The 24375-nt window shown below is 72.3% G+C and carries 15 protein-coding genes; 9 read left to right on the top strand and 6 right to left on the bottom strand.

Annotated features, from left to right (window positions below; genetic code table 11):
* Nucleotides 1-59: 59 nt before the first annotated feature.
* Together ftsX and ftsE are read right to left on the bottom strand one after the other, a co-directional pair.
* A complete protein-coding gene (ftsX, locus tag H305_RS0137775; protein ID WP_028805020.1) occupies nucleotides 60-977 on the bottom strand; it encodes a permease-like cell division protein FtsX in 918 nt (305 codons plus the stop codon).
* A gap of 33 nt (nucleotides 978-1010) precedes the next feature.
* Nucleotides 1011-1700: a cell division ATP-binding protein FtsE gene (gene ftsE, locus H305_RS0137770; protein ID WP_028805019.1), complete on the bottom strand. Its 690-nt coding sequence runs from the start codon at nucleotides 1698-1700 to the stop codon at nucleotides 1011-1013.
* A 357-nt stretch (nucleotides 1701-2057) separates the two neighbouring features.
* On the opposite strand from ftsE, the gene H305_RS0137765 reads away from it, so the two are divergent.
* The gene (locus tag H305_RS0137765; protein ID WP_028805018.1) at nucleotides 2058-2249 is read left to right on the top strand and encodes a hypothetical protein; all 192 of its coding nucleotides are present in this window, start codon (nucleotides 2058-2060) and stop codon (nucleotides 2247-2249) included.
* A gap of 148 nt (nucleotides 2250-2397) precedes the next feature.
* On the opposite strand, the gene H305_RS0137760 is transcribed toward H305_RS0137765, so the two are convergent.
* From H305_RS0137760 to H305_RS0137745, 4 genes are all read right to left on the bottom strand, one after another.
* Nucleotides 2398-3000 carry a hypothetical protein gene (locus H305_RS0137760; RefSeq protein WP_028805017.1) on the bottom strand — a complete coding sequence of 201 codons (603 nt, stop codon included), beginning with the start codon at nucleotides 2998-3000 and terminating at the stop codon, nucleotides 2398-2400.
* 316 nt (nucleotides 3001-3316) lie between these two features.
* Nucleotides 3317-4423, bottom strand: a complete 1107-nt coding sequence (gene prfB / locus H305_RS0137755) for a peptide chain release factor 2 (RefSeq protein ID WP_028805016.1) — start codon at nucleotides 4421-4423, stop codon at nucleotides 3317-3319.
* Between the two features lie 386 nt (nucleotides 4424-4809).
* Complete coding sequence (locus H305_RS0137750) at nucleotides 4810-6051, bottom strand: serine/threonine-protein kinase (RefSeq protein ID WP_028805015.1); 1242 nt, start codon at nucleotides 6049-6051, stop codon at nucleotides 4810-4812.
* Between the two features lie 179 nt (nucleotides 6052-6230).
* Entirely contained in the window at nucleotides 6231-7913 is a 1683-nt protein-coding gene (locus H305_RS0137745; RefSeq protein ID WP_028805014.1) for a serine/threonine-protein kinase, read from the bottom strand.
* Between the two features lie 465 nt (nucleotides 7914-8378).
* On the opposite strand from H305_RS0137745, the gene H305_RS0137740 reads away from it, so the two are divergent.
* The 8 genes from H305_RS0137740 (at nucleotide 8379) to H305_RS0137705 (ending at nucleotide 24240) form a co-directional block, all read left to right on the top strand.
* Complete coding sequence (locus H305_RS0137740) at nucleotides 8379-12149, top strand: FHA domain-containing protein (RefSeq protein WP_028805013.1); 3771 nt, start codon at nucleotides 8379-8381, stop codon at nucleotides 12147-12149.
* A gap of 268 nt (nucleotides 12150-12417) precedes the next feature.
* Complete coding sequence (locus H305_RS0137735) at nucleotides 12418-13785, top strand: ABC transporter substrate-binding protein (protein WP_028805012.1); 1368 nt, start codon at nucleotides 12418-12420, stop codon at nucleotides 13783-13785.
* A gap of 70 nt (nucleotides 13786-13855) precedes the next feature.
* A complete protein-coding gene (locus tag H305_RS0137730; protein ID WP_028805011.1) occupies nucleotides 13856-15136 on the top strand; it encodes a carbohydrate ABC transporter permease in 1281 nt (426 codons plus the stop codon).
* The gene (locus H305_RS0137725; RefSeq protein ID WP_028805010.1) at nucleotides 15133-16041 is read left to right on the top strand and encodes a carbohydrate ABC transporter permease; all 909 of its coding nucleotides are present in this window, start codon (nucleotides 15133-15135) and stop codon (nucleotides 16039-16041) included. The genes H305_RS0137730 and H305_RS0137725 overlap by 4 nt, the downstream gene beginning before the upstream one ends.
* Before the next feature lie 151 nt (nucleotides 16042-16192).
* Nucleotides 16193-18460 (top strand): bifunctional glycosyltransferase/CDP-glycerol:glycerophosphate glycerophosphotransferase, encoded by a 2268-nt coding sequence (locus H305_RS0137720; RefSeq protein WP_028805009.1) that lies wholly within the window; start codon nucleotides 16193-16195, stop codon nucleotides 18458-18460.
* A gap of 122 nt (nucleotides 18461-18582) precedes the next feature.
* Nucleotides 18583-20745, top strand: a complete 2163-nt coding sequence (locus tag H305_RS0137715) for a bifunctional glycosyltransferase/CDP-glycerol:glycerophosphate glycerophosphotransferase (RefSeq protein ID WP_028805008.1) — start codon at nucleotides 18583-18585, stop codon at nucleotides 20743-20745.
* A gap of 1 nt (nucleotide 20746) precedes the next feature.
* The gene (locus tag H305_RS0137710; protein ID WP_028805007.1) at nucleotides 20747-22960 is read left to right on the top strand and encodes a bifunctional glycosyltransferase/CDP-glycerol:glycerophosphate glycerophosphotransferase; all 2214 of its coding nucleotides are present in this window, start codon (nucleotides 20747-20749) and stop codon (nucleotides 22958-22960) included.
* Nucleotides 22957-24240, top strand: a complete 1284-nt coding sequence (locus H305_RS0137705) for a hypothetical protein (protein WP_420708196.1) — start codon at nucleotides 22957-22959, stop codon at nucleotides 24238-24240. Before H305_RS0137710 ends, H305_RS0137705 begins: the two co-directional genes overlap by 4 nt.
* Nucleotides 24241-24375: the final 135 nt, after the last annotated feature.

The raw sequence follows: 24375 nt of genomic DNA, 5'->3' as shown, positions 1-24375 counted from the left end.
GTCTAGGACAAGGCGAAGGGCCGCACCGTCGATTGACGGTGCGGCCCTCTTGGCATGTGTCACACCTTCAGGTACTTGCGCAACGCGAAGAACGCGGCCAGCGCGGGCATCAGCAGACTTGTCGCGAGGATGAGCGGCAGCTTGGTCAACACGGCGTCCCAGCCGATGAAGTTGATCAAGTTCAGCTTCTCGGACAGGGCCAGACCGTGGTCGATGATGAAGTACCGGGCGATCAGCAGGAATCCGCAGGCGACACCACCGCCGATGAGCCCGGCGACCGCGGCCTCCATGATGAACGGCGCCTGGATGTAGAAGCCGGAGGCGCCGACCAGGCGCATGATCCCCGTCTCCCGCCGGCGGCTGAACGCCGAGACGCGCACCGTGTTGACGATCAGCATCAGCGCGACGACGAGCATCATCGCCATCACCGCGCGTGCGGCCCAGTTCATGCCGTTGAGCAGCCCGAAGAGGTTGTCGAGGATGCCCTTCTGGTCCTGCACGGACTGCACGCCGTCCCGCCCGTTGAAGGCGGTCGCGATGACCCGGTACTTCTCCGGGTCCTTCAGCTTGATCCGGTACGACTCCTGCATCTGGTCCGGCGTCAGGGAGCTGGCCAGCGGGGAGTCGCCGAACTGCTCCTTGTAGTGCTTGTACGCCTGGTCCGAGGACTCGTACGAGACCTTCTCGACGACCGTCATCTTGTCCAGGTCGGCGAGGATCTGCTTCTTCTGGTCGGCGGTCACGGCGCCCTTGGCGCACTTGGGGTCGGACTCGGCGTCGCTCTTGTTGCAGAGGAAGATCGAGACGTTGACCTTGTCGTACCAGTAGCCCTTCATCGTGCTCACCTGGTCGCTCATCAGGAGCGAGCCGCCGAACAGGGCGAGGGACAGGGCGACCGAGACGACGACCGCGAAGGTCATCGTCAGATTGCGGCGGAGACCGACACCGATCTCCGACAGAACGAACTGGGCGCGCATGGCGTCTTCTTCAGACCTTTCCGTGGACGATGATCAGTGCTGGTAGCCGTAGACGCCGCGTGCCTGGTCGCGGACGAGACGGCCCTGCTCCAGCTCGATGACGCGCTTGCGCATCTGGTCCACGATGTTCTGGTCGTGGGTCGCCATCACCACGGTCGTGCCCGTGCGGTTGATGCGGTCGAGCAGCTTCATGATGCCGACGGAGGTCTGCGGGTCGAGGTTTCCGGTCGGCTCGTCGGCGATGAGCAGCTTCGGGCGGTTGACGAACGCGCGCGCGATGGCCACGCGCTGCTGCTCACCACCGGACAGCTCGCCGGGCATCCGGTCCTCCTTGCCGCCCAGGCCGACGAGGTCGAGCACCTGGGGGACGGACTTGCGGATCTCGCCGCGCGACTTGCCGATGACCTCCTGTGCGAAGGCCACGTTCTCGGCGACGGTCTTGTTCGGCAGGAGCCGGAAGTCCTGGAACACGGTCCCCAGCTGGCGGCGCATGTGCGGCACCTTCCAGTTGGAGATGCGCGCGAGGTCCTTGCCCAGGACGTGCACCTGACCGTGGCTGCACCGCTCCTCGCGGAGGATCAGCCGCAGGAAGGTGGACTTTCCGGAGCCGGAGGACCCCACGAGGAACACGAACTCACCACGCTCGACCTCCAGGGAGACATCCCTGAGAGCGGGGCGGGTCTGCTTGGGGTAGACCTTGGAGACATTGTCGAATCGGATCACGGATGCACCACGGGTCGCCGGGGGTAGGTGTGCGTGACCATACGCGAACCGGGTGCGCGTCCGCAGTCGGCGTACGGGGTTTGCGCGAGGCTTGCACGTTTTGTCAGGGATCTGAAGGGGCGGGGGCCGCACGATTCACGAGGGTCCGGGGACGCCGGTCCGGGAGGCCGGACCCGGGGGAGCCCGGGCCTCCGGATGTCGCCGTTCTCGGGGCTGGGGGCCGCCGGCGCGGGGCAGGATAAGGCGAGCCGCGCCGAAATCCGCGGAACCTGGCACAGTGGAGGGGGAACGGTTGCGTACCCCGCAGCGTTATGTACAGCGTTGTGTACGCGGAGATGGCGCAAGGAGGGCGAGCGCATGACGTACGACCGATTGGTGTGCGCGAACTGCGCGGCGCCCGTCAGCGAAGGCCGCTGCCCGGTCTGCCGCGCGAACCGTGAGCGGCTCCAGCAGGAGAGCCCCTTCGCGGGCCTGAACCCGATGGCGCTGATCGCGCTGCTCGCCGTGCTGATCGCGGCCCTGGCCCTGGTGGCCCACCAGACGGTGTGAGACCGCCGGGATCCCGGGCGGAGCCGGCCGTACCGCATGCATGGTCCGGGCGCCCTCACGCGGGCGTGAGCAAGACCACATGTGACCGAGAACACGAAAAGGCCCGGAGCGAGCCGCTCCGGGCCTTCTCTCGTGCGTGGTGCGCCCGTCAGGCGGCGGCACCGCCGCGGCCGCCCATGACGCGCGGCATCATCCGGAAGCCGATGCCGCCGGCGATCATCGTCGCGGCGCCGATCAGGAGGAACGTGGTCTGACCGGCACCGGTCTCGGCGAGCTCACCGTCCTTCTTGCCCTGGGCCGAGGTGTCCGAGCCCGTGTCGGTGAGGGCCGAGGAGCCCTCCTCCTGGGCGGAGGAGCCACCGTCGGGGTCGGCATTGTTGCCGCCACCGGGGCCGCTGGTGCTGCCGCCGCCGGGCTCCGTGGACTCGCTGGGCTCCTCGGTGGGCTGGGTCGGCTCCTCGGTGGGCTCCGTCGGCTCCTCCGTCGGCTCCGTGGGCTCCTCGGTGGGCTCGGTCGGCTCCTCCGTGGGCTGGGTCGGCTCCTCCGTGGGCTCCGTCGGCTCACCGGTGGGCTCGGTCGGGATGCCCGTCTCGGTCGGGGTCGGGGTCGGGTCCTCGTCGCCGACGCCGACACCGATGCCGACGTTCAGGTCGAGCGCCGAGGCCGCACCCGCGGCGGTCAGCGAAGCGCCTGCGGCAATCACCGCACCGGCGGCTATCCGCGCCACGCGGATCCGCGTCTTCTTGGTCATCTGCCTGCTACCCCCAGTAGCTGATCGTCAATGGAGCAGCGTCCAGGGCCACGGCCTCACAGGCGACTTGGGCTCAAGCCCCCCGGTGCACATGCGCCCCAGTGATACGCATGCCACGCGTTACCCTTCCCAGTTTTCAAAGCATCGTCAAGGTCGTTGCGTACGCGATGTCCGTATCAACATCATTTGCCTGCCGTGAGGACATGTGACTGTGACGTAAAACCCAAACAACCCCCACACAAAAGGCAACTGCCGTCCACTGGACGGCAGTTGCCTTGTCGACAAAGAGGTCCGAACAGGACCCGTCAGTGCCCGCTTACTTCTCCTGCTGCTTGCGCCAGCGAATTCCGGCCTCGAGGAAGCCGTCGATCTCGCCGTTGAACACGGCCTCGGGGTTGCCGACCTCGAACTCCGTGCGCAGATCTTTGACCATCTGGTACGGGTGCAGCACGTACGAACGCATCTGGTTGCCCCAGGAGTTGCCGCCGTCGCCCTTGAGGGCGTCCATCTTGGCCTGCTCCTCCTGACGGCGCCGCTCCAGCAGCTTGGCCTGGAGCACGTTCATCGCGCTGGCCTTGTTCTGGATCTGCGACCGCTCGTTCTGGCAGGAGACGACGATGCCCGTGGGGAGGTGGGTCAGCCGCACCGCGGAGTCGGTCGTGTTGACGCCCTGGCCGCCGGGGCCCGACGAGCGGTAGACGTCGACCCGGAGCTCGGACTCGTCGATCTCGATGTGGTCGGTCTGCTCGACGACGGGCAGGATCTCGACGCCCGCGAACGAGGTCTGACGCCGGCCCTGGTTGTCGAACGGCGAGATGCGGACCAGGCGGTGGGTGCCCTGCTCCACCGACAGCGTCCCGTACGCGTACGGGGACTGGACGGCGAAGGTGGTGGACTTGATGCCCGCCTCTTCCGCGTACGAGGTCTCGTAGAGCTCCGTCTTGTAGCCGTGGCGCTCCGCCCAGCGCAGGTACATGCGCTGGAGCTTCTCGGCGAAGTCGGAGGCGTCGACGCCGCCGGCCTCGGCACGGATGGTGACGAGCGCCTCACGCGAGTCGTACTCCCCGGACAGGAGGGTGCGGACCTCCATCTCGTCCAGCGCCTTCCGGACGGACGTGAGCTCGGTCTCGGCCTCGGCACGGGTCTCCGGGTCGTCCTCCTCCTCGGCCATCTCGAAGAGCACAGCGAGATCGTCGATGCGCCCGCGCAGCGCCTCGGCCTTCCTGACCTCCGCCTGGAGGTGGCTCAGCTTGCTGGTGATCTTCTGCGCCACGTCGGGGTCGTCCCACAGGGACGGCGCCGCCGCCTGCTCCTCGAGCACGGCGATGTCTGCCCTCAGCTTGTCGAGGTCCAGGACGGCCTCGATCGACTCCATGGTCGAGGAGAGGGACTTGAGCTCTTCGGATACATCGACGACTGCCACGCCTCCAGCGTAACGGCTACGGCAAGCGGGGCTCGCCGCTCGCCCCCGCCGGGCGGGGACCCCGGACGCGTCTGCTGCCGGACGCCCCGGACATCAGCCCCTCAGCCCCTCAGCCCCCGACATCAGCCCCTCCGGCGTTCGAGGAGCGCGGTCCGGGGCGGAGCCCCGGGGACGGGACGGGCAGGGGCGGAGGGGACGGGCAGGGGCGGAGGGGGCGGGAAAGGCCCGTCGCCCAGCTCCGGCCGGCGATCCCGAGGACGGCACCTTTGGACACGGCCCCAAGAGCACCGCCCACCGCACACGGCACCCCGGGGTCACGGCGAGACGGGCGTCACGCGGAGACGGGCGTCACGCGGAGGCGTACGGGCGTCACGCGGAGGCGTACGTCACGGCGAGGCGGGCGCCGAGTTCTTCGTGTCCTGGGGCGTGGCGTCCGCGTCGTCGCCGGACACGGCGATCCAGGTCCCCACCCCGATCGCGGCGACGAGCACCGCCCCCGCCACCCCGAGCGTGATCCGCCGGCGCCGGGCGGAGGCCCGATGGCGTGCGGAGCCCGGCCGGGGCGCCCCGGTGGCGCGCGGCGCGCGAGCGGTCCCGCGCGCACCCCCCGCCAGTTCGTCCGGAGCCGGCACCCGCATCGACGTGTGCGTGTCCCGGTTCGAGTCTGGCGCGGCCCCCGGCACCAGCGGCACCGCCCCGCGCCGCTGCCGCGCCACGGGGGCGGACGGCTCCGCCGTCTCCTCGTACGTCTCGTCCGGTTCCGCCGACTCGGAGTCGGGGGAGTCGACGTCCAGCGGCGGCATCCCGGCGAGCAGCGGCAGCTGCTCCCGCAGCCGTGCCCCGAGCTCCGACGCCCGCAGGCGCGAGGCCGGCGCCTTCGCCAGGCACTGCACGATCAGCTGCCACAGCTCCTCCGGGATGCCGGGCAGCGGCACCACGGTCTCGGTGACATGACGGCGCAGGACCGCCCCCGGGTGGCCGCCGCCGAAGGGCGTGAACCCGGCGAGCAGCTCGTACAGCACGGTCGCGAGGGCGTAGATGTCGACGGCCGCCCGCGGGGGCAGTCCCTCGATGATCTCGGGGGCGAGGTAGTCCGGCGTGCCGATGATCTTCGTGGCGCGGGTCCGCCGGGGCGAGTCGATGAGTTTGGCCACCCCGAAGTCGGTGAGCAGGGCGGGGTGCGAGCCGCCGGGGCCGAGCGGGCCCTGCATGTCGAGCAGGACGTTCTCCGGCTTCACGTCCCGGTGGACGACGCCGGCGGCGTGCGCGGCGGCGAGCCCGTCCGCGACGTCGGCGACGATCGCGACGGCGGCCTCGGGGGCGAGGCGCCGCTCCCGGTCGAGGCGGGTCCGCAGGTCGGTGCCGCGGACGAGGTCCATGACGAGCGCGAGGTCGTTGCCGTCCACCACCAGGTCGCGCACCGAGACGACGTGCGGGTGGTCGAGTCCGAGCAGCGCCGTGCGCTCCTGCACGAAGCGCCCCACGAGCTCCTGGTCGGACGCGAGGTCCTCGCGCAGCAGCTTGATGGCGACGGGCCCCTCGGGGCCCTCGCCCAGCCACACCGTGCCGGCGCTGCCTCGTCCCAGGATCTGGTTCGCGGTGTACCGGCTGCCGATCTTCCGTGCCAAGACTGCTCCTACAGACGCGTGGTTGCCGCTAAAAGTACGCGTCCGTGACCCCAACCTTCACCGCGGAGACGGAAATCACCCGCCAGGTGTCGACAAATCACCAGAGTCGGCTTCCCCGAGGGCCGGACACGGCAGACTCCGCCGGCGGAAGTCCGCCGGCGGAGGTTCCTGTCGCAGGGTCAGCGGCCGGACGAACCGCCGCCGAGGTCACCGATCCATCCGGTGACCGTGTCGAACCAGTCGCCCAGCTGGGCCCAGTAGCCCTTCGTGGTCCCGATCCACTCCTGGAGCGGGCTCAGCTCCCAGATCAGCCATCCGGCGACGAACAGGATGACGATGGTGAACAGACAGCCCTTCAGGCAGCCGAGTCCCGGGATCTTCATCGGGTTGGAGCTGCGCTGACGGGGCTCGCGCGGCTGGCGCGGCGCCGGCTGCTGCGGCGGGGCGTAGCGCTGCGGCTGGGGCTGCTGCTGGGGAGCGGGGGCGTAGCGCTGCGGCTGCTGCGGCGCGTACTGCTGCGGCTGCTGCTGGGGGTAGCCGTACCCGGGCGGCGGCTGCTGGCCGCGCTGGGGCCGCTGCTGGGGCCGCGCGACCTGGCGCTGCGGACGACGGCGCAGCGGGTCCTCGTTCGGGTCCAGGTACTGCACCTGGGTCTGTTCGTTGCGGTCGCGGGCCGCGCGCAGCTGGTTCTGCCAGGGGTGCGGGTCCTCGGGCTGTCCGCCCTGCCCGCCCTGCCCGCCCTGCCCGCCCTGCTGATGCTGCGCCACGGGCGGCATGACGGCGGTCGGGTCCGCCGCGCCGCGGTGCGGCAGGACGGACGTGGGGTCGGCGTCGCCGGTGTGCGGCATCACGCTGGTCGCGGCGTTCGGGTCGTACGCGCCCGCCGGGGCGCCGTGCGGCAGCACCTGCGTGGGGTCGGCCGCACCGGGCGTTCCGGGGACGGTCGCCGGTGCCGGGTCGGGGGCGAGCAGCGCCCCCACGCCCTCCGCGGCGGCGATCTGCGCCGCGTTCGCGTGCACTCCGACGCCCGCGGCGACGGCGCGCAGTCCGCGCGCCAGGTTCTCGGCGCTGGGCCGCTCGTCCGGGTTCTTGCGCAGGCAGCGTTCTATGACGGTCCACAGCGGGTCCGGCACGGTCGACGGGCGCCGCGGCTCGGCGCTCAGGTGCTGGTGCAGCACTTCGAGCGCGGAGCCGCCGGAGAACGGCGGGCGGCCCGTGACCAGCTCGTACAGCAGAATGCCCGCACCGTAGATGTCGACCGCGGACGTCTGCGGACGTCCTTCCGCGGACTCGGGCGCGACGTACGCGGGCGTGCCGACGAACTCGTGCGTGCGCGTGAGGCCCGGGGAGTCGGCGAGCCGGGCGATGCCGAAGTCGGTCAGCATCGGGTGCATCTGGCCGGCGTCCTGCTTGAGCAGGACGTTCGCGGGCTTCAGGTCGCGGTGCACGACGCCGTCGGCGTGGCTTGCGGCGAGCGCGTCGGCGACCTGGGCGGTGAGCAGGGCCGCGGCGACCGGGCTGAAGGGACCGTTCTCGCGGAGGTAGCGGTGCAGGTCGGGCCCGTCGACCAGGTCCATGACGAGCGCGAGCAGATCGCCCTCGACGACGAGGTCCCGCACCCGCACGATGTTCGGATGGGTCAGCCGGAGCAGCACCGAGCGCTCCCGCAAGAACCGCATCACGACATCCGCGTCGCCGGCGAGTTCCTCCTTCAGGACCTTGATCGCCACGGTCTCGCCGGGCTGGCCCGCGACGGCCGCCTCGGCGCCCGCCGTCTCCCTCTGGCGGGCTCGCCAGACGGTGCCTGTGGCGCCGCGCCCAAGCGGCTCCTCAAGGAGGTACTTGCTCCCTACCGGCCGCACGTCATGCGCTCCCTGTTGCTTGCTTGCCTGGTCCGTCCACCGTGATCACCGTGGTAGAGGTGTTCCGACCCACTCTAGTGCCGCCGTACGCGGCACCGGGCTGTCGTCTTCGTGTGCTTCCCATGGGTTCCACGCGCGCCCGTGCCTCGCACAAGCGCTTACGTACGTGTTCCCGTGCATGTTCGATGGAAAGACGCTCGGTCCGGTCACTTGGTTGCCGAACCCCGGACGTGACCGATCTCAAGCGGACGCCGGTCGGGCACTGGTCAGGCACTTTTGCGGGCAGAGCCGACCAATCAAGATCACTTACCGGTGGGGGGCGGGCGTGTTGTCGGTGGCAGGTGCGAGGATGCCCTCAGTACTGGCCGACGTGCCCGTGTGCGGTGGGGGAATGCTGCGGTGGGGGACCGCAGCGCAGCCTCGTCCTCGTCGCGGACACCTGCGCGGAAGGGACCCCGGACGGCGATGCAGATCCGGCTGACCGTCGTAGACCCGCTGGGGCCGCCCTCGGAGCCACGGGGGCGAGCCGCGGCCTGCGATGTGCTGGTGACCGCGCCCGCCGGGACGGCGCTGGCAGCGGTCGCGTCGGGGCTGGCCTCGGCGGTCGGCGGGGACGCGGGCGGCGCCCCGGCCGAGCGGGGACGGGACCTCGGGGGCGGCCCGGTCGTGCTGTACGCGGGCGCGGAGCGGCTCGACGCGCAGCGCTGCACCCTCGGCGAGCCGCCGCTGACGGACGGCGCGGTGCTGTCCCTGGGCGCGCCCGCGGAACCGGGCCCCGAGGTGGACGACGTCGCCCCCCAGCTCCACGTGGTCGCGGGCCCCGACGCGGGCGGCGTCCATCTGCTGCACGGCGGCAAGATCCACATCGGCCGCTCCGCCGACGCGGACGTCCCCCTGGACGACCCCGACGTCTCCCGGCTGCACTGCGAGGTCACCGTCACACCCGAGGGCCGTGTCTCGGTCGCCGACCTCGGCTCGACGAACGGCACCTCGCTGGACGGCGGTCCCGTCGGCACCCGCCCCGTCCGCTTCGCGCCGGGCTCGCTGCTGCGCGTCGGAGAGTCCGCGCTGCGGCTTGCGCCGCCCGGGGGACCCGGGGCCCTGCGGACGGCTCCGGACGGGGAGGGCCATGTGCGGGTGACGGCGGCCGGGACCGACGCCGACGGGGTCGCCGCCCCGCGGCCGGACCCGACCGCCGCCGTGCCGCACAGCGCGGAGGGCACCCCGGACGGGCTCACCGGCGACGGGAGCACCCCCGCCGGCGGCGACACCCCTCACACGCATCACGCGTACGGAGCGGCCCAGTGGGGCTCCGCGGGAGGCGGCGTCCCGGGGGCCCAGGAGCACCGCCGCGGCGTACCGGCGTCCGTGCCGGAACAGGGCGGGGCACCGGGCATCGAGAGCAGGCCCCGCGGCACCGGACCGGACGGTGCTCCGGCGTCCGCACCGCACCCGGCGGGGGCATCGGACCCGTCCGGAGCGGACGAGACCTCCGGCACCCGCAAGGGCACCCCGATGCGCGGCACCGACATCCCTTCGGTCGTGCGCAGGCGGGGCGGCATCGGCGCGTGGGCCCGGCGGCTGGCCGGCGCCCGGCCCGGCCCGGCCGCGGCAGGGCCGGACGTGTACGAGGAAGGGGAGGCCGCGGAGCGGGAACCGCTGCCCGCCGCGCCCCGGTCCCCGGAGAGCTGGCCCGACCCCGCGACCCTGCTGCTCACCGCGCTGGGACCGGGGTCCCGGCTGTGGGAGCGCGGCCCCCGGCACCCGGAGGCGCTCACGGTGCGGCTGGGTACCGCGGACCGGGCGGCGCCGGACGGTTCGGGCCTGCTGCCCGCGGTGCCGGTGACCGCCGGTCTGCGGGAGGTCGGTTCGCTGGGCCTGGCCGGGCCGCGGGCGCGTCTGGCGGGTCTGGCCCGCGCGGTCCTCGCGCAGCTCGCCGCGCTGCACTCGCCGGACACCCTGGAGATCGTCCTGATCAGCACGGACCGCTCCCGCACGGCGCAGGAGCGCGCCGCCGAGTGGTCCTGGCTCGGCTGGCTCCCCCACCTGCGCCCGGCGCACGGCCAGGACTGCCGTCTCCTCCTCGCCTACGACCGCGAGCAGGCCACGGCCCGCACGGACGAGCTCCTGCGCCGCCTGGACGAGCAGCTCGCGGAGACGGGCCGGGCACCGCGAGGCCGTCCGTATTCGGGCGGCGACAGCGCTGACGGCACCGCGGGCGCGGGCGCCCGGCCCGCACCGGACGACCGTGCGGGCCTGCCGGCCGCGGAGGACGGCGGGGTGCGCAAAGCGGCGCGGCGGCCCTCCTGGGCGCGGGACGACGACGCGGACGACGACCGCTTCGACGGGCCGTACACCGTGCTCGTGGTGGACGGCGACCCCGGCGGCGCGGACGTGCGGGAGGCCGTGGCGCGACTGGCGCACGAGGGTGCGCGGGCCGGGATCCACGTGGTGTGCCTCGCCGAGACGGCCGCGGCGTCGCCGGCGTCGCCGGTGACGGAGACGTACGAGGCGGCGTGCCAGGTGTCGCCAGCGTTCCGCGAGTGCGGCGCGGTCGCCCTGCTCAGCGGTGATGTGGCCACGGCGCTGCGCCTGCTGCGGGTCGCGCCGGGCGGTCCGGCCGGGCAGCGGCCGGACGGCACCCCGGGTGCGGCGCGCGGCGAGGGCGGCGAGACCGGCCGGGGCGGACGCGGCGCCGACGCGGCGCACCGCTCGCCCGGGGGCGGCCGTTCGGTCGACGCCACGCATGCGGGCTCCGCGTACGGCGGCTCCGGGCTCGAAGGGACCACGCACGGCGGATCCGATCACGGCATGCCCGGCGCGTACGGCGGCACACGCGCGGACCCGTACCGGTCCGCGGACGACACCGGTCCGTTCCGGGGCGGCCGGGTCTCCCCCGGTGGCACCGGACAGCTGCCGCGCGGCCCCGTGGGCCACGGGACGGTCGCCGCGGTCGACGCCGTGTCGGTCGCCTGGGCCGAGCGGTTCGCGCGGGCGCTCGCGCCTCTGCGCACGGACGGCACGCAGGCCGACCGGCAGGTGCGGGTGTCGGCCCCGCTGCCTCAATCGGCGCGGCTGCTCGACGAGTTGGGGCTGGCACGGGCCACCCCCGCATCGCTGATGACGCGTTGGGCGGACGCGGCGGACGACACCGGGGCGCTCGGCGGGCGGGCCCGCGCCGTCCTCGGCGCCGGTCCGCGCGGTCCGGTCGCCGTGGACCTCGCCGTGGAGGGACCGCACCTGCTGATCGAGGGCCCCGCGGGCAGCGGCCGTACGGAGCTGCTGCGCTCCGTCGTCGCGTCGCTCGCCGCCGCGGAGCGGCCCGACCGGCTCGGCATCGTGCTGATGGACGGCCGGGACGCCACGAGCGGCCACGGCGCGGGGCACCCGGCCCAGGCCGGCGAAGGTCTCCAGGCGTGTACGGACCTCCCGCACGTCACGACCCACCTGACCGCCAACGACCCGGTGCGGATGCGGGAGTTCGCCCAGTCCCTCAGTGCCGAGCTGAAGCGGCGGGCCGAGTTGCTCGGACGGGTCGACTTCACGGAGTGGCACACCCGGCGCCGGGTGCCGGGCCGTATCGTCGCCCAGCGCTCGGCCCCGTCGTCGCCCGCCGTCACCTCCGGTAGCGCCCCCTCCGGTGCCGCCGATCTCGACGCGCCGCCGAGCTCGACGCTTCGGCTGCGGCCGGCCGCCGCGCGGGAGCGCACCGAGCCGGGACCGCCGCTGGCCCGGCTCGTCGTGGTCGTCGACGACCTGGACGCCCTGCTGGCCCCCGCGCTGGGGTCGCCGGGCCGTCCCGCGGCCGGTTCGGTCATACGGGCACTGGAGGCGGTCACCCGTGAGGGCGAGCGGCTCGGCGTGCACCTGGTGGCGGCGTCCGGCACCAACGGCCGTACGGAGGCGTCGGGACTGGCTCGTTGCGCCGCGTTGCGCATCGTCCTCGACACGGTGTCGCCGGGGCCCGAGGAGCCGGCACCCGGCCGGGGCAGCCTGCACCGCCCGGACGGAAGGGAGACACCGTTCCAGGGCGGCCGGGTCACCGGACGCATCCCCCGGACGGCCACCCTGCGTCCCACGGTCGTCCCCCTGGAGTGGCAGCGCATGGGAGACCCTCCGGCCCGTCGCCCCGTCCGCGAACTCGGCAACGGCCCGACGGACCTGGCCCTGCTCGCCAGCGCGCTGGAGCGTGCGGCGCGCTCGGTCTGCGCGGCCGAGGTACCGTCGCTGCTCTAGCCACCGGTCCGTCCCGGCACGTGAAGGGGGTGAGCAAGACGGCTCTCGCCCCGCCCTCCGATGCCCGGGCACTCCGCTTGCGGACCACCGCCCGTCGGACGGGCGCGTCCACGCGCACCCGCCGTACGGGTGGGAGCACGTCACGACCCAATCACGATCGCTCTCTTGACAGCGCAGGCGCTCTTGCAGCTTTCAAGCCACCGGGCGTAGACCAGATCGCACGGGACAGCGCTCAGACGTTCGACGAGGCTCGAAGAACGGGGCAGTGATGCGCAGAAATCTTCGTACACCCAGGGCCGCTCAGGCCGCCGCGGCCGCCGTCGTCGCGGGCACTCTCCTCCTCACCGCGTGCGGCGGCGGCGACAAGGACAAGGACAACGACAGCGGCGGGAAGCAGAGCGGCGGCAGCGGCTCCGTCTCCCTTCCCAGACTCGACGGGGCCAGCCTGGAGGTCGCCGCCGTGTGGACCGGATCCGAACAGGCCAACTTCAAGAAGGTGCTGGCGGAGTTCGAGAAGCGCACGGGCGCCAAGGTCACCTTCGTACCCGCGCAGGACCCGATCATCAACTTCCTCGGTTCGAAGATCGCGGGTGGTGCTCCGCCGGACGTCGCGCTGCTCCCCCAGGTCGGTGCCATCAAGCAGGCCGTCGACAAGAAGTGGGCCAAGCCCGTCGGCAGCGAGGCCCAGGCCCAGCTCGCGAAGAACTACTCGCAGGGCTGGCAGGACCTCGGCAAGGTCGACGGCAAGCAGTACGGCGTCTACTACAAGGCGGCCAACAAGTCCCTGGTCTGGTACAACAACAAGGTCTTCGAGAACGCGGGCGCCAGCGAGCCGAAGACGTGGAAGGACTTCCTCGCCACGGCCCGGACGGTGTACGACTCCGGCGTCACCCCTGTCTCCGTCGGTGGCGCCGACGGCTGGACCCTCACCGACTGGTTCGAGAACGTCTATCTCTCGCAGGCCGGACCGGAGAAGTACGACCAGCTCGCCCAGCACAAGATCAAGTGGACGGACCCGTCCGTGAAGGACGCCCTGACCACACTGGCCGAACTCTGGGGCAACAAGGACTACATCGCGGGCGGCCCGGACGGCGCGCTCCAGACCGAGTTCCCGGCCTCGGTGACGCAGACGTTCACCGGCGGCGACCAGCCGAAGGCGGGCATGGTCTTCGAGGGCGACTTCGCGCAGGTCAACATCGCGGAGACCAAGGCGAAGGTGGGCACGGACGCCAAGGTGTTCCCGTTCCCGGCGGTCGGCGACAAGGCGCCCGTCGTCAGTGGCGGTGACGCGGCCGTCATCCTCAAGGACTCCAAGGCCGCGCAGGCACTGGCCACCTTCCTGGCCTCCCCGGACGCGGCGACCGTCCAGGCGAAGCTCGGCGGCTACCTCTCCCCCAACAAGGCCGTCGCGCCGTCCGCGTACCCGAACGCGGTGCAGCAGAAGATGGCCGAGGCCCTGATCGCCGCCGGGGACGACTTCCGCTTCGACATGTCCGACCAGGCCCCGCAGGCCTTCGGCGGCACACCCGGCAAGGGCGAGTGGAAGGCCCTGCAGGACTTCCTGAAGAACCCGAAGGACGTGGCGGGGACGCAGGCGAAACTGGAGGCGGACGCGACCGCGGCGTACAAGGGCTGATCCGGCGATGACGTCGGCTACGGCGGGAGGGGCCTCCGGGGCCCCTCCCGCGGCACCGCGGCACAAGAGCGTGACCGGCACCCGCAGAACGGTGGTGGCGCTCTTCCTGCTGCCCGCGCTGGTGCTGCTCGGCGCGCTCGTGGTCTACCCGATCGGGTACTCGGTCGTCCGCAGCTTCTACGACCAGTCCGGTGACGGCTTCGCCGGGATCGACAACTACAAGTCCCTGTTCACCGACGACGGCATCCGTGCCGCGCTGAAGAACAACATCATCTGGGTGGTGTTCGCCCCGACGGTCGCGACCGCGCTCGGTCTGATCTTCGCGGTGCTCACCGAACGGGTGCGCTGGGGCACGGCGTTCAAGCTGGTCGTCTTCATGCCGATGGCGATCTCGATGCTCGCCGCGGGCATCATCTTCCGGCTGGTCTACGACCAGGACCCGGAGAAGGGCGTCGCGAACGCGGTGTGGGTGGGTGTGCACGACACCTTCGCCGAGTCGTCGGCCTTCCCGAAGGCCCATCCGGGACGGCAGTCGCCGCTCCGGCCCGACCAGGGCGGGTTCATCACCAGGCAGCCCGTCCGGGCCGGGCAGCCGGTCTCCCTCCCGCTCGTCGGTGTCGCCCCCGACCAGATGCCCGGCAACGCGAAGAAGGCCGCGCAGGCGAGGACCGAGCCCGGCAAGGTCACCGGCACGGCCTGGCAGGACTTCACCCGCGGCAAGGGCGTGGGCAGGCTCGGCCAGGTCGACGCGAGCGAACTCGGCTACCCGGGCATGAAGATCGAAGCCGTCAAGGACGGCAAGGTCGTGGAGTCGGCGAAGGTCCGCGACGACGGCACCTTCACCCTCTCGGACAAGGCCGACGGCGCGCTGCTCCGCCTCCCTGCGGACAACTTCCGCGAACCGTACAACGGGCTGGACTGGCTCGGCCCGTCGCTCGTCACACCGGCCATCATCGGCTCGTACGTGTGGATGTGGGCGGGTTTCGCGATGGTGCTGATCGCGGCGGGGCTCGCGGGTGTGCCGCGTGAGCTCCTGGAGGCGGCGCGGGTGGACGGCGCGAACGAGTGGCAGGTGTTCCGCAGGATCACCGTGCCGCTCCTCGCACCCGTGCTCGCGGTGGTCACCGTGACGTTGATGATCAATGTGCTGAAGGTCTTCGACCTGGTCTTCATCATCGCGCCGGGCTCGTCCCAGGACGACGCCGACGTGCTGGCCCTGGAGCTGTACCGCAAGGGCTTCTCCGAGGACCAGCCGGGCGTCGCGAGCGCCATCGCGGTGTTCCTGCTGCTGCTCGTGATCCCGGTGATGCTGTTCAACGTCAGGCGGCTCAGGCGGGAGGTGCGGCGATGACGGCGCACACCGGAAGTCCCACGAAGACGGGTCCCACCGCGGAGTCCCGTGCGAGGAGGTCGCTGGGCGCCCGGCTCGCGGAGGGCGTCAGCGGCGGACTGCTGCGGCTGTTCCTGATCGTGGTCGGCCTGTTCTGGCTGGTGCCCACGATCGGGCTGCTGCTGTCCTCGCTGCGCGATCCGCAGGACATGAGCGCGAGCGGCTGGTGGAAGGTCTTCACCGAGCCGTCGCAGCTCACCGTGGACAGCTACCAGAAGCTCCTGGAGAACGGCGACATCACCGACTCGCTGGTGAACACGGTGCTGATCACGGTGCCAGCGACCCTTCTCGTCGTGGTGATCGGCGCGCTCGCGGGCTACGCCTTCGCCTGGATGGAGTTCCCGGGCCGCGACTGGTGGTTCCTCGGCGTGGTCGGCCTGCTGGTGGTGCCCGTGCAGGTGGCGCTGATCCCGATCGCCGAACTCTTCGGCAAGATCGGCATCTTCGGGTCCGTGATCGGGGTGGTCCTGTTCCATGTGGGCTTCGGTCTGCCCTTCGCGGTGTTCCTGCTGCGGAACTTCTTCGCGGAGATCCCGCGGGAGCTCCTGGAGGCGGCCCGGCTGGACGGCGCGGGTGAACTGCGCCTGTTCGTGCGGGTCGTGATGCCGCTCGGCGGCCCGGCGATCGCCTCGCTGGGGATCTTCCAGTTCCTGTGGGTGTGGAACGACATGCTGGTCGCGCTGGTTTTCTCCGACTCGGGCAGCCAGCCGATCACGGTCGCGCTGCAGACCCAGGTACGCCAGTTCGGCAACAACATCGACGTCCTGGCCCCCGGCGCGTTCATCTCGATGGTCGTCCCGCTGGCCGTGTTCTTCGCGTTCCAGCGTCAGTTCGTGTCCGGTGTGATGGCGGGCGCCGTCAAGTAGGACACGGAGGAGCGCAGTTGAGGGGCGGGCCGGACGCCGGCCCGCCCTTCGTCGTTCACCCGGCATCCCCCGGATGCCACATCTGGCGTAACCAAGTCACCCCTTCGGCCGTTGCCGGGCAGGTATGCCCGCGCCGACCCATGGATGTCCCGTGCCCAGGTTCAGTGTCATCGTCCCCGCGTACAAGGTTCAGGCATACCTGCACGAGTGCCTGGAATCAGTGCTCGGACAGTCCTACCCGGACCTCGAACTCATCGCCGTGGACGACTGCTCACCGGACGCCTGCGGCGCGATCATCGACGAGTTCGCGGCCCGCGACCCCCGCGTGCGGGCCCTGCACCTGCCCGAGAACGTGGGCCTGGGACGCGCCCGCAACGCGGCCCTGGAGCACGCCACGGGCGACTACCTGCTCTTCCTGGACAGCGACGACACCCTGACCTCGGACGCGCTGCGCGCCATCGCCGACCGGCTGAAGGAGACCGCCGAACCGGACGTGCTGGTCTACGACTACGCACGCACGTACTGGTCCGGTGAGGCCGTCCGCAACCAGTTCGCGGGGCAGCTGACCGAGGAAGGCCCGGCGCCGTTCCGGCTCGACGACCGGCCGGGGCTGCTGCGGGTCCTGATGGTGGTGTGGAACAAGGCGTACCGCCGGGAGTTCGTCGAGCGGGAGGGCTTCACCTTCCCTCCCGGCTACTACGAGGACACGCCCTGGACGTATCCGGTGCTCATGTCCGCCGAGTCGATCGCCACGCTCGACCGGGTCTGCGTCCACTACCGGCAGCGGCGGCACGGCAGCATCCTCGGCACCAGCAGCCGCAAGCACTTCGACATCTTCGACCAGTACGACCGGGTCTTCGCGTACATCGACGCCCACCCGGAACTGACGCGCTGGCGCCCGGTCCTGTTCCGCCGCATGACCGACCACTTCTCGACGGTGTTCCTCAAGCGGGGCCGGCTGCCGCGCGGCTCGCGGGCCGAGTTCCTGCGCAAGGCCCGTGTCCACTACCGCCGTCACCGCACCCCGGGCGCCCCCGTCCGCCCGCGCACCCGGCTGCGGCACGCCCTGGTCGGCCTGGGCGCCCACCGTACGTACCGGCTGCTGTCCCTGGCGTCACGTTCGGGCCGTCTGGCCCTGCGCCGCTGCGCCGCCCTGCTGCGCGCCGTACGGGCGGCCGCGCTCCAGTTGCACTACCGCGTCCAGCTCCGCCTTCCGCTGCGCTCCGACCGCGCCGTCTTCTCCAGCTACTGGGGCCGCGGCCACGGCTGCAACCCGGGCGCCCTGGAGGCCGCCTTCCGCAGCCACGCCCCGCACATCACCACCGCGTGGATCGCGCACCCCGAGCACCACCACACGATCCCGGCCGCGACCCGCCGACTGCGGCCCGGCACGGCCGCGTACTGGACGGCGCTCGCCCGCTCCAAGTACCTGGTGAACAACGTCAACTTCGACCGGAGGCTGGTCAAGCGGCGCGGCCAGATCATGATCCAGACGCAGCACGGCACGCCGCTCAAGCACATGGGCCTCGATCTCCAGGACCGCCCGGCGGCGGCGCGCGGCACCGACTTCGCCGAGCTGCTGCGCAGCGCCGACAAGTGGGACTACTGCCTGTCCGCCAACCGCCACTCCACGCTGGTGTGGGAACGCGTCTTCCCGTCCTCCTTCACGACGCTGGAGTACGGCATGCCCCGCAACGACGTGTTCCAGCAGGCGACTTCGGCCGACGTGTCGCGGCTGCGCGAGTCGCTCGGCATCCCGCAGGGCACGGTCGCCGTGCTGTACGCGCCGACGTACCGGGACTACCGGCGCACCCAGCGGCGCACCCTGGACCTGGAACGCGTCCTGCGCCGGCTCGGCCCGCGCTTCGTGGTGCTGACCCGCGCCCACCACTCGTACGAGGCGCCGCTCGCCCAGGCGGCGGGCGGGCGGCTCATCGACGTGTCGGACCATCCGAGCGTCGAGTCGCTGTGCCTCGCCTCGGACGCGCTGGTCACCGACTACTCGTCCCTGATGTTCGACTACGCGAGCCTCGACCGGCCGATCGTCGTGCACGCCGACGACTGGGAGACGTACGAGGCCTCCCGCGGCACCTACTTCGACCTGCGGGCCTTCCCGCCGGGCGCGGTCGCGCGCAGCGAGGACGAACTGATCGACATCTTCGCCACCGGTCACTGGCGCGGCTCGCGCTCGGCACAGCTGCGCGCCGCGTTCCGTGACCGGTTCTGTCCCTACGACGACGGGCAGGCCGCCGAACGCGTGGTGCGCCGGGTGGTGCTCGGCGAGAGCGCCGGTCTGCCGCCGTTCGTCCCGCTCGCCGACCGCCACCCGGTCCCCTCGGCGATGGCCGCCCGCCCGACGGCCGCCCTCACGACCGTCCCGGCACCGGGTGGTCCCGTCACCGTCACCGAGAACCTCTGAATCGCAGGCCACGTGCCCTCCAGCTCGTCGCGACCCACCCCGACGCGACCCACCACGTGGCGGCCCACCGGACGCCCCGGGCGTTGAGAACCGATCCCGGCGCCCCTGAGAGAAAGAGCAGAATGCCCCGCTTCAGCGTCATCGTGCCCACCCATGGAGTCGCCGGGCGCCTGTCCCAGGCCCTGGACTCGGTCCTCACCCAGTCCTTCGGCGACGTCGAGCTGATCCCGGTCTGCGACGCACCCCGGTCCCCGGCGGGCGAGGTCGCCGCCTCCTACGCCGCGCGGGACGGCCGGGTCTCACCGGTCCACTCGCCGCCGTCGGGAGGGCTCGGCGCCGCGCGCAACGCCGGGATGGCGGTCGCGACCGGTACGTATCTGCTCTTCCTCGACGGCGACGACGTCCTGGTGCCGGGCGCGCTGGCGGACCTGGACGCCGGGCTGCGCGACGACGACGCGGACGTCCTCTGCTTCGCGCACGAGCGGGTGCACTGGTGGGAGGGCGAGTCGAGCGTCCCGCCGCTCGACAAGGGCCCGCAGGTCATCGGCGTACACGTCCCGGCGTGGAGCGCGGCCTACCGGCGGGCTTTCCTCCAGGAGCAGGACCTCACCTTTCCCGACGGGCACTTCACGGACGCCGGCTGGGGCGGCCTGATGGCCCTGGCGGGCGGGCGGACGGCGGTCCTGCGCTCGGTGTGCGTGCGGCATCACCTGCGGCGCCAGGGCAGCCGCCTCAACGCGCCGGGTGAGCACCAGCTCGATCTCCTCGACCAAGTGGAGCTGGTGCTCACCCGTGCCTCCCGGACCGCGGCTGTGCCCGCGGCCGTGTCGCAGGCACTGTTCGGCGGGCTGTTCGCCCTGGTGCTGAAGTCGGCGGCCCATCCGGCACGGGTGCCCGCACGCCGCCGCCGGTCCTTCTTCCGTCGCGCCGGCCGGCTCTACCGGCGCCACCGCCCGGACGGCTTCCGGCCACCCGAGGGCAGTCTCGGGGTGCAGCACCGGCTCCTCGCGGCCGGCGCATACGGAGCGTTCCGTGCGCTGCGGGGCGCCAACCAGGGGGCGGCGAGGACGATGCAGTGGTTGCCGCGACCGCGCGGCCTGCGCACCCGCGTCCGCTACGCGGCGCAGCTGCGCCGCCCGCTCGACGAGAACCTCGCCGTGTACTGCGCGTACTGGGGCCGCGGCTACGCCTGCAACCCGGCCGCGATCCACGCCAAGGCCCGCGAACTCGCCCCGCACATCCGCTCGGTGTTCCTCGTCGAGCCCGACGCGGTGGACGCGCTGCCGCCCGGCGTCGACCACGCGGTGATCGGCAGCCACCGGTACTGGGAGGTGCTGGCACGCGCCAAGTACCTGGTCAACAACGCCAACTTCGCGGACGCCGTCGTCAAGCGCCCCGGCAGCGTGCACGTGCAGACCCAGCACGGGACGCCGCTGAAGAAGATGGGGGTCGACCAGTCGACGTACCCGGTGGTGGCCGCGGCGACCGGCAGCTTCACCAAGCTGCTCAACCGGGTGGACCGCTGGGACTACAACCTCTCCTCCAACCGTCACTCCACGCAGATGTGGGAGCGGGCCTTCCCGGGCACGTACGAGGCGCTGGAGTACGGCTATCCGCGCAACGACGTCTACTACACGGCGACCGCCGAGGACGTGGCCCGGGTGCGCCGGTCCCTCTGCGTCCCCGAGGGCGCGACGGCCCTGCTGTACGCGCCCACGCACCGCGACTACAGCACCGGCTTCGAGTCCCGGCTCGACCTGGAGGCCTTCTGCGAGCAGCTCGGCGACGACTTCGTCGTCCTGCTGCGCGCCCACTACTTCTACGACGCGGGCACCGCGCGCGGCAGCGGCCGGATCATCGACGTGACCGGACACCGGTCCTCGGAGGACGTCTGTCTGGCCGCCGACGCGCTGATCACGGACTACTCGTCGATCATGTTCGACTACGCCAACCTCGACCGGCCGATCGTGGTGTACGCGGACGACTGGGAGGTCTACCGGGAGACGCGGGGCGTCTACTTCGACCTGCTCCAGGCGCCCCCGGGGCCGGTGGCGCGCACACCCGGGGAGCTGGCCCGGGTCTTCGGTGACGGCATCTGGTCGGACGCGGTCTCGACTTCCCTGCGGGCCCGGTTCCGTGAGCGCTTCTGCCAGTTCGACGACGGAAGGGCCGCCGAACGGGTCGTCCGCAGAGTGCTGCTGGGCGAGCCGCCGGAGGCGATCCCGCCCGTCGTGCCGCTCGCCGAGCGCATCCCGGCCCCCGCCGCGACCCTGGTCAGGAGCTGACGTGCCCCGCTTCAGCATCATCGTCCCCGTCTTCAAGGTGCAGGGCTTTCTGCGCGAGTGCCTCGACTCGGTCCTGGAGCAGTCGTACACCGACCTGGAGGTCGTCGCGGTGGACGACTGCTCGCCGGACGGCTGCGGCGCCATCCTCGACGAGTACGCGGCCCTCGACCCGCGCGTCCGGGTGCTGCACCTGCCCGAGAACGTGGGGCTCGGCCGGGCCAGGAACGCCGGGATGCCGCACGCCACCGGCGACTTCCTGTTCTTCCTGGACAGCGACGACACGCTCACGCCGGGCGCACTGCGCGCCATCGCCGACCGTCTCGACGAGACCGCCGACCCGGACGTGCTGGTCTTCGACTACGCCCGCACCTACTGGTGGGGAGGCACCCGCAGGAACGTGCTCGCCCGGCTCCTCGCGACGGAGGGCACCTTCACCGCCGCCGAGCAGCCCGAGATCCTCGACCTGCTGATGGTGGTGTGGAACAAGGTCTACCGGCGGGAGTTCGTCGAGCGCGAGGGCTTCGCGTTCCCGCCCGGCTACTACGAGGACACGCCGTGGACGTTCCCGGTGATGCTCAGCGCGAGGCGGATCGCCACGCTGGACCGGATCTGTCTGGCCTACCGCCAGCGCCGCCAGGGCAACATCCTGTCCACCACCAGCCGCAAGCACTTCGACATCCACGACCAGTACCAGCGGGTCTTCGCGTTCGTCGACGCCCGTCCCGAGCTCGCCGGCTGGCGTCCCTACCTGCACCGCAAGATGGGCGAGCACTGTCTCGACATCCTCTCCAAGCCGGACCGGCTCCCCGAGTCCGACAAACGGGAGTTCTTCCGGCTGACGGCGGCGCTGTTCCGCACCTTCCGGAGCGGTCCCGTACCCGCGGAACTGCGCGTCCTGGAGGGCGGCTTCACGCGCTACCGGGCCCGGCGTGAGGCGGGCCGGGCGGTCCGTGAGCTCGGGCGTCGCGGCGCACAGGCACGCAGGGCCGCCGCGACGCGGGCCGGGCGGGCCTGGTCGGCCGTCCACGAGCACCGGCCGCTGGACCCGGATCTGGCGGTGTACTCGGCGTTCTCGCACCGGGGTGTGCTCGGCGACCCGGCGGCCGTGTACCGCGCGGCGCGCGAACTCGCCCCGCACATCCGGGGGGTGTGGGTGGTGCGCGACGAACAGCAGGCGGCACTGCTGCCCCCGGACGTCGAGCATGTGCTGCTCGACTCGCCGCGCTATCGCCGGATCACCGCGCGGGCCACGTACTTCGTCAACAACGTCAACTGGCCCGGCGCGCTGGTCAAGCGCCCCGGCAGCGTCCACATCCACACCCACCAGGGCACCCCGCTCAAGCACATGGCGGCCGATCTGCTCGACAAGCCGGGCGCCCGGCACGGCATCGACGTGCCGCAGATGCTGCGCCGCGCCGACCGCTGGGACTACAGCCTGGTCGCCAACCGCCACTCCGAACTGGTCTGGGACCGCGCCTACCCCTGCCACTTCGCCTCGCTGCGCACCGGCAGTCCGCGCAACGACGTCCTGGTGCGCGCCCGGTCCGGGGACGGCACGGCGGCTGCCGCGGTCCGCGCCCGCCTCGGCATCCCGGACGGCCGGCAGGTGGTGCTGTACGCGCCGACGCGTCGCGACTACGTCCGGGGCGGCCACGCGGACCGGCTCGACCTGGCCCGCTTCGCCGACGACCTCGGCGAGGGCCGCACGCTCGTCGTACGGCTGCATCCGTCGCTCGCGGACGGTCCGGCACGCGGGATGGGGCTGTCGGAACTGCACCGGCGCGGCGTCGTCGTCGACGCGACGGACGAACCGCACGTCGAGGACCTGATGCTCGCCTCCGACGTCCTGATCACGGACTACTCGGCCCTCATGTTCGACTACGCCAACCTGGACCGGCCGATCGTCGTGTACGCGGACGACTGGGGCGCCTACGCGGCGAGCCGGGGCGCGTACTTCGACATCACCGCCGACGCACCCGGCCATGTGGCGCGCTCCTACCGGGAACTGGCGTGGCTGTTCGCCTCCCAGGCGTGGCGGGACGACGAGTCGGCACGGCTGCGGGCCGGGTTCCGGGCGCGGTTCTGCGAGTTCGACGACGGGCGGGCCGCCGAGCGGGTGGTGCGGACGCTGATGCTCGGCGAGCGGCCCGGGGAGCCGGCCTCGGTCGTCACGGTGCCCGCGCAGGCGGCGCACGACGCCGTCACCGCCTCGTGAAGCCGCGCTCGCCCCGGTTCTGGGTGCTCGTCCTGGCCGCCGTGTTCGCGCTGCTCCAGCTCGCCAACGTCACCGGCCGGGACACCCCCGACACCAAGAACTACCTCTCTTACGCGTTGAGTCTGCGCGGCGAGAGCAAGCACGACGCCGCGGCCGCCACGATCGACTACGCCTGTGCGGGCAAGGTGGCGATCGCGCACCGCAACCACGACGTGGACGTGATCCGCTTCCACGCCGCGAGCCCCGACGCCCGGGTGCTGGAGGAGTGCCGGCGCGACCAGTGGCGTGGGGTGTCGAAGCGGCTGGCGGCCGGGGAGACGGCCGGGCACACCGTGCCGTTCATGCCGCCGCGGTTCATGCGGATCTTCGAGGTGCGGCCGGGCTATCCGGTGCTGCTGGTGCCGTTCATCACGGTGCTGGGGGTGACGTGGGGGCTGTGGGCGTCGGCCGTCGTCATCACCGTCGCCGGGGGCGTCCTCGCCTTCCTCGTGCTGCGCAGCCTGCGCGCCTCCACCGTGACGGCGCTGACCGGGCAGGCCCTGTTCTACGTCCTTCCGTGCGGCACGACGGCCATGCGCCCGATGACGGAGGGGCTGCTGCTGACGCTGACCCTCGCCGCCCTGTGGGGCTGCGCACTGGTGCTGGAGTGCCGGGCGCGGGCCGGGACCTGGCTCGTCGTGGCGGCTCTGGCGCTGCTGTTCACGGTGAAGCACTCGCAGGCGCTGTTCCTCGGCCTGTGTCTCGCGGGTGGTTGCGCGCTGCTCTGCCTGCGCCGGCGGCGGTGGTCGGGCCCGCTGCGGACGCTTTCGGTGGCCGGCGGGTGCGGGGCGGCGGCCACGGTCCTGCTGGCGCGGGTGCTGCACTACCCGTCCGAGACCGAGAGTCTCCAGGATCTGCTGACGAACCACTTCGCGCGTCCCGACCGCGTCCAGGTGTGGCCGGAGTTCTTCCATCTGCAGCTGAACTTCTGGCTGGAGTGGCTGCGCCGCCAGTTGTGGGAGCCGCTGCTGCCGGCGGCGCTGGCGGCCGCCGCGTGGGGCGTGCTGCGCCGGCGTCCTGCCTTCGGCGTCCTCCTGCTGGCGGCGGCGTTCACCGGGGTCCTCAACCAGGCCGGGCACCCCGACATCAACATCTGGGGCGACCGGCTGATCGTGCTGGTGTGGCTGCTGCCGGTGGTGGGACTGCCGCTTCTCCTGGAGGAGGCCGTACGGCCGCGGCCGCGGGCGGCGGGCGCCACCGTGCCGGGACCGCTGCGCAGGGGCACCGAGGTCGCTCGATGAGGTGACACTCGGCTAGCGCGTTGACGTTCGCGGGAATATACGGCAAATGCCGCAACCCGCCCTGGTCCGCCCGCCTGCCCGTGCCCGCCTCCGCCCGCGGGCCCGCACTCGGCCCCGCCCGCTTCCCGGGCGGGT

Source organism: Streptomyces sp. 142MFCol3.1 (genome assembly GCF_000424945.1).
Taxonomy (GTDB): domain Bacteria; phylum Actinomycetota; class Actinomycetes; order Streptomycetales; family Streptomycetaceae; genus Streptomyces; species Streptomyces siamensis.
Note: the sequence above shows the minus strand (reverse complement) of the source record. Positions and strands in the feature narration are given on the sequence as shown.

What these genes read in the sequence shown, in the direction of transcription:
- H305_RS0137765 (WP_028805018.1), top strand. Translation starts at nt 2,058, where the DNA reads ATGACGTACGACCGATTGGTGTGCGCGAACTGCGCGGCGCCCGTCAGC.
- H305_RS0137725 (WP_028805010.1), top strand. Translation starts at nt 15,133, where the DNA reads ATGACGGCGCACACCGGAAGTCCCACGAAGACGGGTCCCACCGCGGAG.
- ftsX (WP_028805020.1), bottom strand. Translation starts at nt 977, where the DNA reads ATGCGCGCCCAGTTCGTTCTGTCGGAGATCGGTGTCGGTCTCCGCCGC.
- H305_RS0137760 (WP_028805017.1), bottom strand. Translation starts at nt 3,000, where the DNA reads ATGACCAAGAAGACGCGGATCCGCGTGGCGCGGATAGCCGCCGGTGCG.
- H305_RS0137740 (WP_028805013.1), top strand. Translation starts at nt 8,379, where the DNA reads ATGCAGATCCGGCTGACCGTCGTAGACCCGCTGGGGCCGCCCTCGGAG.
- H305_RS0137735 (WP_028805012.1), top strand. Translation starts at nt 12,418, where the DNA reads ATGCGCAGAAATCTTCGTACACCCAGGGCCGCTCAGGCCGCCGCGGCC.
- H305_RS0137715 (WP_028805008.1), top strand. Translation starts at nt 18,583, where the DNA reads ATGCCCCGCTTCAGCGTCATCGTGCCCACCCATGGAGTCGCCGGGCGC.